Raw genomic sequence first — 13,720 nt, 5'->3', positions numbered from 1 at the left:
CAGTCACGGTATACCCCGGACAAATTGTCCCGGGCCTGTATAGCGTTTTTTTGGATTATTCCCTCTTATATTCATAGGTATTATGTGCTGAGATATATTTCTCAACAACATCCCACCCACTACCCACAGAACCATGGTAACAACTGGGTGCCCAAAGATGATCTTTGCACCATTCTTTTAAATGAGGGAATTCTTTTCTTAACACTCTACTACTTTTTCCTTTGACATTCTTTGCAATAAAACTTACGGAAAGTTTTGGAGGATACTTAATAAACATGTGCACATGGTCAGGATTAACTGCCATATCAATAATCTCAATATCCATCTTACTGCATGTTTTCCGAATAATAGCCTCTGCAACCAGCGCCACCTCGCCTTTCAATATTTTGCCCCTGTATTTAGGGCTAAACACCATATGATCGGTAAGTCGCGAAACTGAATGCCTGTCATGTCTCAACTCCTTTGACATCTCCCTACCTCTGAAAAATAAAAACAGGAACAAATGCATAAACTTAAAGCAAAAGCTTGGTGAAAGTAAAGAGCATATAACAACCAGTCCACAAATGGGGCCCATAGGGCTTCATACGTGTAAAGCCTGCCGCTGGCCCAGAGTTGGTGTGGCCCGATAATGACCAGAGTAGGAGTAGTGCGGGGAACGGGATTCGAACCCGCGAATACCTTCGTAACAGGATCTTAAGTCCTGCGCCTTTGGCCCTGGAAGACAGTCATGTCTCCCGGTTTGGCCTGGCTTGGCTATCCCCGCATGAAGAGTATCTACATTATTTTTTCCTTATTTGAAAGTATCGCATCGAAACCATTAAAAACCAGTATCACCTTTTTACTTGCCTAATTAGATTAACAACATATTTTATTAATTAAAGCATATTCTTAAACTCATTTAATTAGGAGAAATTATTAATGGCACGATTCCAGGAAGCTGAAGCACACATACTTCATATGAAAATATGCATGAAATGCAATGCCCGAAACTCTGTTAAGGCAACCAGATGCAGAAAATGCAATTCAAAAGAACTACGAATGAAATCGAAAGAGAGCAGAGGCAGCTGATATTTTATCAAATGTCATTGGTTAAGAGTGAAAAATATGATGGAGCACGGATTCTGCGGATAAAACGGATTGGGACGGATAATAAAAGATCCGTGGGAATCCGCTAAAATCAGTGTCATCCGTGTTCTATTTTAACTAAGAATGAAGAATTATAATTATCATTCACTTTTCGAAAAACGACATGCATTAAATCAATCCTTAACCGATGACCAATGGATATATTATTAATATGAATGTGGAAGAGAAGCTCAATAATGTCGTGAAGACCCAGGGTGCGGCTCACCTTACTCTAATTGATCCAGACAGCCAATCACCCCAGGCCTCCGGGAACATAGCAGCCCTGGCCGCAAAGGGAGGTACAGATGCAATTATGGTCGGTGGTTCTACAGGAGCCTTCGGAGGTCTGCTTGATAAGACCATACAGGCTATCAAGGAGCAAACCGACCTGCCCACCATATTGTTCCCGGCCAGTGCCAGTGGTGTTAGTGCCTACGCAGATGCTGTATTCTTCATGAGCCTGTTGAACTCCAGGGACGTTAACTACCTTACCACAAACCAGGCCATAGGTGCACCCCTTGTAAAAAAAACAGGTATAGAACCCATTTCCATGGCATACATCCTAATTGAGCCCGGCGGCACAGTGGGCTGGGTGGGGGATGCACGCTTGATCCCAAAGAAAAAACCTGAACTGGCAATAGCTTATGCATTAGCAGGGAAATATTTAGGCATGCACTATATCTATCTGGAAGCAGGTTCTGGTGCCGATAGCCCGGTGCCCACAGCTATGGTGGGCGCAGTAAAGCATGCAGTGGGGGATGAGACCATGGTTATAGTCGGAGGTGGTATACGTGATGGGGAGACTGCCAGTAAACTGGTAACAGCCGGTGCTGACATGATTGTTACAGGTACCATAGTAGAACAGGTTAGTGATGTGGGCTCCAAGATCAAGGAGCTGGTGAGTGCAATAAAGCACAAATAGAATCTCAAAAAAAGATTATTGTATTTTTATATACGGCAAAATCTCTTCAATATTCTCTATTTTTCCAAAAAGCTCGTGCTGATCTTTATATGGCCTTCCTTTGACAATACTTGTGGTGCGTTTTTTCCCCACGCCTGGAAGCTGACTTATTAATCTGGGATCTGCATTGTTAATGTCCAGTGGATACGGTATACCAGTAATAGAACGTTGACCGTGTCCGGTCACTGTGACATCGATAAACCTTCCTAACGTTAGCTTTGATGGAATTCCGATAAGCAGCGGATATGAAGCCAGTTGCCTGCCAAAAGTTATTCCATCATAGATTTCGCACAGCACATCCTTCAATACAGTACCCACAGGCACTACACGATCCAGCATCGGAAAATCGATCTGTTTACGTACTTTGTCCTTGAATTTCAAGAATTGGTCATGATAGTAATTTTTCCTCTCTTCCTTCCACATTGGAGTACCTGGAAAAGCCATGACCTGCCTGATATTGATCCTTCTGACCATTAGACCGCTGTCCAGCAGCCCGTGCAGGAACTGGAAATTCAGATTAAATGTCTCCTTTGTTTCACCTTTTAACCCATGGATAAAGTTTAGGCCGGGAAGAAGTTCAGGCATGCCGTTCTTCCCCCGTATACCGCCCACCTTGTTGATAATCTCAATAGCATCCATTACATCCTCTGGCATGGTTTTGAGACAATTAGCCTTGATCACAGCCGGATCTGCAGATTCCATTCCCATGGCAGCGACATCTCCAGGCGTGTGATATTTTACAATTATCCGCGCGATCTCTCCAGATTCTTCTGGATATGCAGCAATAGTAGCAGGATTAGCATTGTCCATATGAAGCACCTTCAATTCAGGCGCTATGTTTCTGATGCCCTTATATAGCTGCTCGATAGCTCCCGGGTCGGGTCTTAACAGTTCACCACCAGTATCCTTAGCATGATATGAGAACAAATCCGGCTGCCTTCCAATCCTGAAATACCTGGCACCTTGAATGTACAGGGCCTCTGCTTCGACCACAACATCTTTAATCGGCCTGAAATCCGGTTCTCCATAAAAAGGCTCGGTGCAGAAGGAGCAATGCCCTGGACGTGCACATCCACGGTACGTTTCAAGTTCGCACATCACATAGGGGAAATCAGGATGATGCCTGATGATGAAAGCACCTTTCACACCCCACCTGGCAATCTCATCAGTGGAGCGCATCCTATGGTCTGCAATACCAGGGTCGTTCAGCCCTGGTCCAAATATGTCAAAGACATAAGCCTCGATATCTGCCATGGCCAAAGTCAGTCCATCGATATCTGGTTTGGTAGCCATTTTTCCACCTTGACTGGCATACCCCAGTCGAATTGGCCCACCCAATAAGATTGGTGTTTTGTTGGCCAAACGTGTAATATCACTGATCTCAACAATATTGATCGGAGTGCCCCTCAAATATTTCCCTGGAACGGTCATGCCTGCTATAATTATTATGATCCCAGCTTTTTGCAGGAGGTCCAAACCCTGACCAGTGCGAATCTGATCAATAGTAATGTAATGTATATTGCCTGCAGGCAGTCCTTTATCAACTAATGCACCTGCTATATACCTGGGATAGGGAGAAATGTATGGGGGTACGCCCAAACATGCGGGTTCGTCCACATATCCGTCAATTATGAGACACCGTATAATGATCTAACCTTCCTTTTGAAACTGGTTTAAACTAATACTGTAAATTAAAATATATAGACCCATACATAATGACAGAGGAATTAATGATGAAAATCTTAACAGAGCATATTTCCTTCGATACCAAAGGCAATACCGATGTAATTGACATCACTCCCCTGGTAGACCAAAAACTCATGGATTCTGGTCTAAAAGACGGTTCAGTGTTGATTTTCGTGCCTGGGGCAACGGGGGCTTTGACGACAATCGAATATGAACCCGGTTTGGTCAAGGACCTGTCAGATGCGCTTGAGAGGTTGGCTCCCATGGGATTGGAATATGCACACAATTTGAGATGGGGAGATGGCAATGGACACAGCCATGTCAGAGCATCGTTCTTAGGCCCCAGTTTGACTGTACCATTTGCCAACGGCAAGCTCTTGCTTGGCACATGGCAGCAGATTATTTTCATTGATCTGGATAATAGATCGCGGACCAGGAAGTTGATAGTACAAATAACGGGCGATTATTAGAATTAATATGTATTCAAAATATTATAATAACATATATGTTCAAGTATGTGTAATATCGGTGTCAGTGATTCAATGAGCTATACAATCTCCGGACGGATCTGGAAATTTGGTGACCATATTGATACCGATGTGATTATTCCTGGGAAGTATCTCAGGACCACTGACATGCAGGTATTTGCTGACCATGCTATGGAAGGTATCGATCCTGATTTCCCAACAAAGATCAAACCGGGTGATATTATTGTTGCAGGTGAGAATTTCGGGTGCGGATCCTCACGGGAACAAGCTCCCCTGGCTTTAAAACATGCAGGTATCGCCTGTATTGTGGCCAAATCCTTTGCCAGGATATTTTTCCGAAACGCAATTAACGTAGGTCTGCCAATCATTGAGGCTGATGTAGAGTGTGCTGAAAATGAAATGTGTAATGTGGATCTTAAGCAGGGTATTGTGTTATGCAGCAATAAAGCATTTACAGGTACAAAACTTCCCGGATTTTTATTAGAGATACTTATGGATGGGGGCCTGGTAACACATCGCAAAAAACATGCAAAGAACCAGGATTGAGCTATTATTATGATGATATTTCCAGATGATTACAAGATGGTGGGCATCACACAAGGAGACCCCTGTAAAAAACCATTGGGTGTTGAACCGATATATTTTTCTACTAAATATATAATAGCCGATCTTCAGGATGGCAATTTCAAGATTGTAGAAGTTGAGACTGAACAAACAGGGTCACTGTTTGCAAAAGCTAAATCCTTCAAACAGATCGCTTCAGGGGACGAAATAGTCGTACATGAAAATGAACATGATGCCCATAACAGGACCAAATTGATACTACTGGCTCTGGAAAAATATAACGATAAGGTGAACACTGTTATTTTCAAAGGACGGGATAAGCACATTACTTTTGTACATAAACCTAACCTATATGATATCACAGACATCCAGATAATTGATGTTATCCCGCCTGAACCTCCCTGGTTATCCTTTGCCATCCACCGTCTTGAAGAGAGCGGTATTCTGGGTGAATTAAATATCAAGTTTGAACGGACATACATTGATTTAAGAGAATTTGAAAATGAAAACACAGTATTTCCCTGCAATGCCTCAGGATTAAATGGCAAGTATCTTGATACTGATTCTGATATCAAAGATAATTCATTATTAGTAGGATGTGATATTTCAAAGGAGATATTTGATATAAGGTTCCCCAGGTTTACCTACAAGCATATCAATATGTGTCCCCTGAAGACAGAATTCATAAATCCTACAAAACCATTTATTACCAGATGCTGTCAGACAAAAAGGACGGGTTTTATTAACATCAATGGAAATGATGGTGTGGTGGTACACTGGGGGGCGTCTGAATATGATATCGTGGACGCCATAAAGCGTTTGGTCAATGTTATGAATGGTGGAGTAGATGAAGATCGCATTGATTGAAGGCGATGGTATTGGAAAGGAGGTCATTCATGCAGCCGTAGAGGTTCTGAAAACTATAGGATTGGATTTCGAAGCTGTTCCCATAGAAGTGGGATATGGCAGGTGGGAACGGACCGGTGTGGCACTGGATGAAAGTGATCTGGAAAAGATGAAGGAATGTGACTGCATTCTTTTCGGAGCAATCACCACACCTAATGACCCAAATTATCAGAGTGTGCTGTTGAGGATCAGACGCGAACTGGATCTGTATGCCAATATCAGGCCATTTCGATCATTGAACATTCATATCGATACACCTTACAAACCCACAACTTCTTTTGATTTCATAATAGTAAGGGAAAATACTGAAGGATTGTATACTGGTAAAGAAGAATATTCCTTAGATATGGCCTGCAGTAACAAGGTTGTGACCAGAACTGGGACCACACGCATTGCCAATATGGCATGCAAAATAGCAAAAGATCGTCAGAACAGATTGACCATCGTGCACAAAGCCAATGTTCTTAAATCCTGTATTTTATTCAGAGAAATTTGCATTGATGTCGCGCAAGAGAATAATGTGGAATACAATGAGATGCTTATCGATGCAATGGCTTACCACCTGATCTTATCACCTGAAAAATATGATGTGCTAGTCACAACCAACCTATTCGGTGATATTTTAAGCGATGTGGCTGCTGCACTTGTTGGAAGCCTTGGTTTATGCCCAAGCGCCAATATTGGCGATAAATATGCCCTTTTTGAGCCGGTTCATGGATCAGCGCCAGATATAGCTGGTAAAGGATTGGCCAATCCACTGGCAGCAATAATGAGTGTTAAAATGATGCTTGAATGGGTTGAAGAATTCGAGAAAGCCGATAAGGTACAAAAAGCCATTGACCATGTACTTGCAAAGGGGATAATCACGCAGGATCTGGGAGGTTCTTCATCAACAACTGATGTTTCCAGTGCTGTTGTAGATTATCTTGAAAAAGGATAATAAATCTATTTTTTCGTAATGTTCAGGATTCTGACTGCCAGCAGTGCAGCATTTGTTCCATTATCTATACCGACACTGGCAACAGGCACTCCTTTTGGCATCTGTATCGTTGAAAGCAATGCATCCAGTCCACCCAGTTTGCTGCTGACAGGAACGCCAATAACTACTTTGTCTGTTTTTGAGGCGATAACACCAGGCAGTGCAGCAGAAAGACCTGTAATTGCAATAAATATACTTGCATCTGATGTTTTCAAATATTTATCCAGTTCCTCAGGATTGCGGTGTGCTGAGATCGCTTGAATATCATAATCTACACCATTACTTTCAAATACATCTATAGCGCCCTGAGCAACGTGTTTATCTGAATTGGAGCCCATTATTATTGCGACTTCTGTCATGTCAGTCTATAGGGATATTAATCTATATTAATTAGACGTTTAATTAAAAAAATAAATTGAAAATGAGGGTGCTTAATATTATCAAAAAAAAGGATTTAAAAGGGTATGCGCATAATCATGCCGCATTCAAGGCATGTAGTCAATATCCTATCGTTTCTGATTCTAATCCTGCAGTTAGAACCCGGAACAAGAAACGTTCCACATTCCTTACAAATCCTGCGTTTCAATGCTCTCGGCATTCTGATCCTGTGGCGCATACTGATTTTTTTGGCAAGCTGGACATATCGATTACTAAGTCGGGGGGCTTTTTCAAAAGATTCTTCTGCCAATTTAAATAAAAGCCGGATACGCTTGTGGGCCATCTCACGTATCCATTCTTTCTTATTTTTGCGCCGCATTTATTTTCCTAATTATTCTTAGACTACTTGAATGAACATGATTACTTTACAAATCCAAGCAGGTCATCCCTGCTAAGATTATGAAGTGTGCCCCGAATTAGACCGGAAAGTTGCTTAGTATCTCCCTTTTTAGCACTTACAGGCACCAGCAAATCAGGCCACTGGCGCCACGGCGGATGCATACCCAGCCTTTCAGCCACTCCGTCCATGACATTATCCAGATCACTTATTTTATCTTTCTTATTGACTGCCACAACTACATCCAGTTCAAGTTCATGCATGAAATCATACATCTCAATCTCAATCGGGATCTCCCCTCGTTTTTGCCAGCGGTCAACAATATCTAAGAATGAATTGCCGTTTAGAACCAATATTACCTGCAGAATTCGGTCCTTATTTTTTTCAATATATCTAACGAACTTTGTCTTGATAATATCCTGTTTTGTTTCCTTGATACCGCTCATAAACCCGAATCCGGGCATGTCTGTAATGGTTAGATCACCGAATTGCAGGTGGTAAGGTCGCAAAGTAACACCAGGACGTTTTCCGGCAGGTACATTCACACCTGTCAAGCTTCTAATAAGGGTTGACTTACCTACATTGGAACGGCCTACAATAATAATTTCATATTTAATATCAAGTACTTTTTTATATTTTGCCATTTGTTACCACAATTGTCCATCCAATAATGCACCTGTGCGATCATTGGTACTCTTGTTTATTTTTCTTATCAATATCAGGTACTGTCCATTCTCAAATACGGGTTCTTCAAACAGGGCATCCACACCCAATCGCTTCAGGTGGTCTTCAAACTGCCAGGCAGTTTCAAGGTTATTAACCCTGATCCTTACATCCTCTGCAATGCGATCGCCCTGTTTTCGCTTCTTTATAGTCCCAACCATTGGCTTGAGAATACTTTCTCCAAGCCGGCAGCATCTGTCATGTAGTGCTTCCTCATTTTCATCCCATTCCACAGACTGGAACCCTTCACGTATAATCCTGGAAAAAAAGAAATCCCTTCCATAGTCATTATAGAACTGGAATGCATATTTTAGATCGTTATTAGTGCTTTCGGAGCATGTATATTTTATAGCTGGCTGGTTCATTTCAGGATCCTTTATCACCACACCCTCACGATCTTCCTCTCCCAGTTCCTTTATGATCTTAGTAATGATCTCAGCAGCTGATTGAATAGGATATTCTCCGTAATACCGGACTGTCTTGATATTATAGCGTGTACACAACTCATATTTCTTTTCGATTGTAAGTGGTTTACCTGTGGTTTTTTCCCTGATATCAAAAATAAACAATGAAACACTTTTCACGTCAGGATAGATGTTATTCGGAACATACGGGTTATCCGGGCCGACCATTTCCCCACATAAGACCAGGTCGGGATGGGTTTGAAAAAATTCCGAATCGATCTCTTCTGTCACCTTCTCAGTTGTATAAGGACATATCAGACCGCCCCTTGTCAATGCAAAAACCTTTCCATCAATACATGCAATTCTCACATTATAGCCGTTCATCTTTTCTTCAATTGCAATGGTTGAACTGCCTTCAAAATGAACCCTTACAGCCGATTCAAGTACAATTGCACGCTGTATCTTTGGAAATCCCTTAACAACCAGGATGTTATCTCCGTGTTTAAAAACAGCAGTACCTGCTTCAAATCCTGATATTCCTTTATCGAACCTATAATAATCTGGATAGAGCCCTGATACTTTCTGCAAAACCCTTTGGTTTAACATACTGGATATTTTTGATTCCGGCAAGTCAAGGATATTTGAAGAAAGTTTTATGAAATCTTCATCTAAATCATATTGATCTCTATTCATGAAATGGTTATGTCTCGATTTTATGTGCAATTGTCTTTAGAAGAAGCCGTCTGGTAATTAAACCCACAAGCTCATCCTTATCATTTACAGCAGGCACTCCGCCCAGGTTCTTTTCAAGCATCAGGGAAACCACATCCTGGATAGGTGTATCAGTATTTACTGTTATTACCCCCCTGCTCATGATATCTTCTACCAGCAAGTTTTTAATCCGATTTTCCTGTTTGCTGTTAGATACCAGGTCCCTGAATGCCCTTAAAGCAACGGCAATATCATGCTCTGTGATTATTCCTATCAAGGCTCCATTTTCCACTACAGGTAATCGGCCAATGTTTTTATCAAGAATGGTCCGTCTGGCATGTATTACTCTTTCATCTGGTCCTATGGTAATGGGCTGGCGCATGATCTCACCTGCAAGGGCATTGTTGAAAGGATAATTCTTGATTATTTCATGTGGGGTGATCCATCCGATCACTTCATCATTATCCATGACCAGCAATATCCCTTCATTCAAATTCATTAGTATAATACCTTCCTTCAAAAGCATATCTGGACGCACCTTGGAAAAATTATCCGTTGTTGCTGTCGTTACATGCATGGCTGATGCCGGGAGGGTAGATTTTTTTCTGGTTCCTAATTCCCTGGTTATTGACCTCATTGTTACAATTCCATTGACATTGCCATTGTGTAATACAAGGAGTCTTCTGGTTTCGAGTTTTTCCATTTTGTCAAGTGCATAAGATAATTTTTCAGATTTATCAATAGTTGCAGGTTCAACCATAATGTCTTTTACTTGCATTTTCATCACCTTTTAAATTTCAGCAATCTCTGCTATTATTTTCTGTGCATTCACGATCCCAATAATCTCATTATTTACAATTGGAATGCCATTAATCCGCTTGTCCACCATAATTTTAGCAGCTTCCACGGCTTTGCTATTCTCATCTAAAGTAATAATTGGCTCTGACATAACATCTTCGGCTACAATCGATACTTCTTTAATAGAACGGAATGTCCTTTCACCACCATCCCGGTTCTTGCGGGCCATCTTGACATCTTTTATAGGTAGTCCACCTTTAGGATTGGTCATTTTGTGTAAAGCAAGGTTTGTGGTGGTTATAATCCCAACCGGTTTATTGTTGTCGTCGATAACAATCACCCTGTCCACATCATTATTTTTCATTTCATGAATTACATGGCATATACTGTGATGCCTGTGAACGGTGACGAAAAAGTCGTTCATAATATCTTTTACCCCGAAATTATTTTCAAGTGTAGAATAATATCTTATAAGATCCAGTTTTGTAATAATCCCCATAACATTATTGTCTGATTCACTTTTTACAACAGGAATCCCGCTGATTTTGTTCTCAAGTAAAAGTTCAGCTGCCTGTTTGGGTGTGGCTTCTGGATGGATAGTTACTGGATCAGGGGTCATTATTACACTAATCGGAATATTGTCAATGGGACGCCTGCGCCACATTGGTTCTGCCTGGTCAAGTCTTTGGCTGATATCAGCCTTAGTAACAATCCCTATCGGTATTGCTTCGGATGATTTTGAAGACGCTTCCTCAGATAATTTTTCTTTTATTACTACAAGTCGACTGATATTATATTTTAACATAAGGTTCCTTGCTCTCGAAATTGGTTCCTCTGAACCAATTATATAAACTGGTGTGCTCATTATTTCCCTTACTTTCATAATAATCCCCTTTAAGTGGTGAATTAATCTGCTATAGCTCTTATAATGTCACGCTCTGTAAGTATACCACACAATTCCCCGTTATCTATTATGGGAATTGCTCCTACTTTTTTATTCAGCATCAAACCAGCAGCTTCTCCAATATCAATATTAGACCTGGTCCAGATTATATCACGTAATATAAGATGTTTTAAGGGAACATTAAATGCATCTTCCCCATCACCGGTTATAAGTTTCTGGAAAATGTCCCCACTTCCCAGATACCTCATAATATCAGAAGCGGTAATTATTCCCAATAACACATTTTCTTTAACTACCGGAATTCTCCTAAAACCTCTTTTAATCATGGTTATTGTGGCTTCCTTTAAGGACATGTCGGGTGGTGCAGTGACTACATTAGTGCTCATATAATCGTGCACTGATTTTGAAGTGGTAATATTTGCTACCGTATTAACAAACTCTCTTTCAGAAACTATACCAACAACAGCAAAATCATCGTTAACAATGGGTGCAGCCCCGATATTCTTATCGATCAAAGTTGAAAGAACGTAAGAGATTGTGTCATTGATGTGGAAGCAGACAACTTCTTTTTTCATAATTTCTCTGACATCTTCATTAATTGCAGCTGCCAGGTTACCATTATATCGGTTTTTAACCAGATTGTGTCTCAAGCCCCCACCGAGAAAATCTACAATGTCCAGACTTGTTACAATTCCTTCCAGTCTTTTTGTACCTGCATCTGCAATAGGTACTCGTCTAAAACCGTATTTCAGCATAGTTTTTACAGTAGCCATTATATTGGTAGTAGGTGGAAGTGTTATGACATCTTTTGATGCGAGGGCCAATATTTCACTTTGATGATTAGAGATTTTGGATTTGAAATTTAATGGACCTCTATCATTAACTCCAGAACTATCTAATCCTCTAACTTCAGATTTGTCATATTTTTGTCGTTTCATGATTTCACCGATTTTAATTACAAATCTATTTTATTACATAACCGTTTTCTGCCGAGATTAACAGGTTATTAAGTTATATCTCTTTTTCGAACGTTTTCATCAATTATTACTTGCTATTTAAACATGCTGTCCCAAAAATAGCACTAATTACTTTACTTACATTCACTATTTAAGGACTTTCATTGGAATATACTCTTACAACATCATGCTTGTCAATTATTCCAACAAGTTTGTCCTGATCGACAACACACAGACGACCGACATCATACTTTATCATCATTTCAATAGCATCCCGAATTGAAGCTTCCGGGGATATATTATATGAAGGTGTACTCATTATTCGTGATACATTAGTAGAAGTTCCGATTCTGGTTCCATGTTCGTCTTCCCGTTCAATCCTTATTTTCCCAGAATTAATAATATCGCGCATGGTTATCATTCCGAGAGGAAAGTTGTGTTTATCAACTACCGGATATCCGGAATATCCTTCCCTTATCATATTATTCCATATTTTTGCCAATGGTTCATCCGGAGTGCAGGTTTTAACATTCCTTGTCATCGATTCATCAATTCTATTTTCAGGGATATTTATTGGATTTAGATTATTAAAGATATCAACTACACTAATCACACCTTTCAATGTCCGATCATCCAATGAATACACGACCGGAATTGCAGTGAATCCTGATTCTGATAATATCTTCGCAGTCTGTTTTAAGTTCATATATTCGGTAATGACCGGAGTCTCTGTGACAAAGCCTTTTACAGTTATATTAGATTTCGTGGAAGTTATATTCAGGATATCCTTTTCAGATATTACTCCAAGGACGATCTTATTTTCATTCACTACAGGCAATATTCTGTGATGATAATCACGCATAAGCTGTCTGGCATATGTCATAAAATCATTATCATTAACACATGCAGAATGTTTTTGCATTACATCTTGGACATGCAATGAGTCCATTTTACCAACTCCAAAATCATTATTATTCCATCTCTTTACATGACTCACATATCAATGAGCCATTCAAATAATCAAGATTGTCAGTATATTTGCCGCAATTTTCACATACTCCCCTACTTATGATCTCAGGTATTTCCCTTTCTAACGGAGTTCTTTCCCTGTGCATACTAATAAGATCGGCCAAAATATTTCCCATCTCAACTGACATCGATACCAGATCGTTTTCAGTTACTATACCCACAAGCTTTTTATCTTTGACTATTGGTATCCTCCTGATATGCATCTTAAGCATTAATTCGATAGCTCTCTGTATATCCTCATCTGCATCAAGAGTAATAAGCGGAGTTGTAATGACGTTTTTAAGTTCTAATGAATCAGGAAGGAGGTTTTTCGAAATGATTTTGTCAACCATATCCCGTTCGGTTAACATGCCTACTGGATTATTGTTTTCCATCACTACAATACCACCTACGTCCAACTCAAACATTTGGTTTGCAGCTTTAGATATTTTAGTATTGATATCTACAGTTATAGGATTTCTTGTCATGATTTCCTTAACTGGTAGTGAGGTTTCCATAGCACCATTCTCCAATTTAATAATATAATCATATCTTTTTGATGAGATATAAAGGATTGGATACTTGACAATATGTCCTTTAGTATACCAGTCAGTTTCGACAAATTTATCAGTGAACTCTACTAAACGTACTTGTTTGCCGTTCTGTTTATAAGCTTTAAATCTTACGCCGTCTGTGGGTATTTCCCATGGGATCTATGTAAAATCAATTTTG

17 protein-coding genes and 1 tRNA gene are annotated in these 13,720 nt (G+C 40.2%); 6 read left to right on the top strand and 12 right to left on the bottom strand.

Annotated features, from left to right (window positions below):
* Positions 1 to 55: 55 nt before the first annotated feature.
* Together tnpA and IBX40_06025 are read right to left on the bottom strand one after the other, a co-directional pair.
* On the bottom strand, positions 56 to 469 hold the full coding sequence (gene tnpA, locus IBX40_06030) for an IS200/IS605 family transposase (GenBank protein MBE0523873.1): 414 nt from the start codon (positions 467 to 469) through the stop codon (positions 56 to 58).
* 178 nt (positions 470 to 647) lie between these two features.
* Positions 648 to 763: transfer RNA gene (locus IBX40_06025), tRNA-Leu, on the bottom strand.
* A gap of 155 nt (positions 764 to 918) precedes the next feature.
* Here IBX40_06025 and IBX40_06020 point away from each other — a divergent pair.
* Both IBX40_06020 and IBX40_06015 read left to right on the top strand, forming a co-directional pair.
* Positions 919 to 1,068, top strand: a complete 150-nt coding sequence (locus IBX40_06020) for a 50S ribosomal protein L40e (GenBank protein ID MBE0523872.1) — start codon at positions 919 to 921, stop codon at positions 1,066 to 1,068.
* A gap of 229 nt (positions 1,069 to 1,297) precedes the next feature.
* Entirely contained in the window at positions 1,298 to 2,047 is a 750-nt protein-coding gene (locus IBX40_06015; GenBank protein MBE0523871.1) for a geranylgeranylglyceryl/heptaprenylglyceryl phosphate synthase, read from the top strand.
* 15 nt (positions 2,048 to 2,062) lie between these two features.
* Here IBX40_06015 and IBX40_06010 read toward each other — a convergent pair whose 3' ends face one another.
* Positions 2,063 to 3,730: a radical SAM protein gene (locus IBX40_06010; GenBank protein ID MBE0523870.1), complete on the bottom strand. Its 1,668-nt coding sequence runs from the start codon at positions 3,728 to 3,730 to the stop codon at positions 2,063 to 2,065.
* 89 nt (positions 3,731 to 3,819) lie between these two features.
* Between IBX40_06010 and IBX40_06005 the strand changes: the two genes are divergently transcribed.
* The 4 genes from IBX40_06005 (at position 3,820) to IBX40_05990 (ending at position 6,670) form a co-directional block, all read left to right on the top strand.
* Positions 3,820 to 4,242 carry a YjbQ family protein gene (locus IBX40_06005; GenBank protein ID MBE0523869.1) on the top strand — a complete coding sequence of 141 codons (423 nt, stop codon included), beginning with the start codon at positions 3,820 to 3,822 and terminating at the stop codon, positions 4,240 to 4,242.
* A gap of 72 nt (positions 4,243 to 4,314) precedes the next feature.
* Positions 4,315 to 4,806, top strand: a complete 492-nt coding sequence (locus IBX40_06000; protein ID MBE0523868.1) for a 3-isopropylmalate dehydratase small subunit — start codon at positions 4,315 to 4,317, stop codon at positions 4,804 to 4,806.
* A gap of 12 nt (positions 4,807 to 4,818) precedes the next feature.
* On the top strand, positions 4,819 to 5,691 hold the full coding sequence (locus IBX40_05995) for a hypothetical protein (GenBank protein ID MBE0523867.1): 873 nt from the start codon (positions 4,819 to 4,821) through the stop codon (positions 5,689 to 5,691).
* On the top strand, positions 5,672 to 6,670 hold the full coding sequence (locus IBX40_05990) for an isocitrate/isopropylmalate dehydrogenase family protein (GenBank protein MBE0523866.1): 999 nt from the start codon (positions 5,672 to 5,674) through the stop codon (positions 6,668 to 6,670). The genes IBX40_05995 and IBX40_05990 overlap by 20 nt, the downstream gene beginning before the upstream one ends.
* 5 nt (positions 6,671 to 6,675) lie before the next feature.
* Here the strand turns inward: IBX40_05990 and purE are convergent, their stop codons facing one another.
* The 9 genes from purE to IBX40_05945 all read right to left on the bottom strand — a co-directional run bounded on the left by purE (position 6,676) and on the right by IBX40_05945 (position 13,506).
* A complete protein-coding gene (gene purE, locus IBX40_05985) occupies positions 6,676 to 7,068 on the bottom strand; it encodes a 5-(carboxyamino)imidazole ribonucleotide mutase (protein MBE0523865.1) in 393 nt (130 codons plus the stop codon).
* A 95-nt stretch (positions 7,069 to 7,163) separates the two neighbouring features.
* Positions 7,164 to 7,466, bottom strand: a complete 303-nt coding sequence (locus IBX40_05980; GenBank protein ID MBE0523864.1) for a ribonuclease P — start codon at positions 7,464 to 7,466, stop codon at positions 7,164 to 7,166.
* A 41-nt stretch (positions 7,467 to 7,507) separates the two neighbouring features.
* A complete protein-coding gene (engB, locus tag IBX40_05975) occupies positions 7,508 to 8,128 on the bottom strand; it encodes a GTP-binding protein EngB (GenBank protein ID MBE0523863.1) in 621 nt (206 codons plus the stop codon).
* Between the two features lie 3 nt (positions 8,129 to 8,131).
* Positions 8,132 to 9,304: an RNA ligase gene (locus IBX40_05970; protein MBE0523862.1), complete on the bottom strand. Its 1,173-nt coding sequence runs from the start codon at positions 9,302 to 9,304 to the stop codon at positions 8,132 to 8,134.
* A gap of 7 nt (positions 9,305 to 9,311) precedes the next feature.
* Positions 9,312 to 10,100, bottom strand: coding sequence for a CBS domain-containing protein (locus IBX40_05965; protein ID MBE0523861.1), 789 nt, complete (start codon positions 10,098 to 10,100; stop codon positions 9,312 to 9,314).
* Positions 10,101 to 10,112: 12 nt separating this feature from the next.
* On the bottom strand, positions 10,113 to 11,003 hold the full coding sequence (locus IBX40_05960; GenBank protein MBE0523860.1) for a CBS domain-containing protein: 891 nt from the start codon (positions 11,001 to 11,003) through the stop codon (positions 10,113 to 10,115).
* A gap of 23 nt (positions 11,004 to 11,026) precedes the next feature.
* Complete coding sequence (locus IBX40_05955; GenBank protein MBE0523859.1) at positions 11,027 to 11,962, bottom strand: CBS domain-containing protein; 936 nt, start codon at positions 11,960 to 11,962, stop codon at positions 11,027 to 11,029.
* A gap of 169 nt (positions 11,963 to 12,131) precedes the next feature.
* Complete coding sequence (locus tag IBX40_05950; GenBank protein MBE0523858.1) at positions 12,132 to 12,929, bottom strand: CBS domain-containing protein; 798 nt, start codon at positions 12,927 to 12,929, stop codon at positions 12,132 to 12,134.
* 22 nt (positions 12,930 to 12,951) lie between these two features.
* Positions 12,952 to 13,506 (bottom strand): CBS domain-containing protein, encoded by a 555-nt coding sequence (locus tag IBX40_05945; GenBank protein ID MBE0523857.1) that lies wholly within the window; start codon positions 13,504 to 13,506, stop codon positions 12,952 to 12,954.
* Between the last annotated feature and the right edge of the window lie 214 nt (positions 13,507 to 13,720).

The sequence above is a fragment of the Methanosarcinales archaeon genome, from assembly GCA_014859725.1.
GTDB lineage: Archaea > Halobacteriota > Methanosarcinia > Methanosarcinales > Methanocomedenaceae > Kmv04.
Note: the sequence above shows the minus strand (reverse complement) of the source record. Positions and strands in the feature narration are given on the sequence as shown.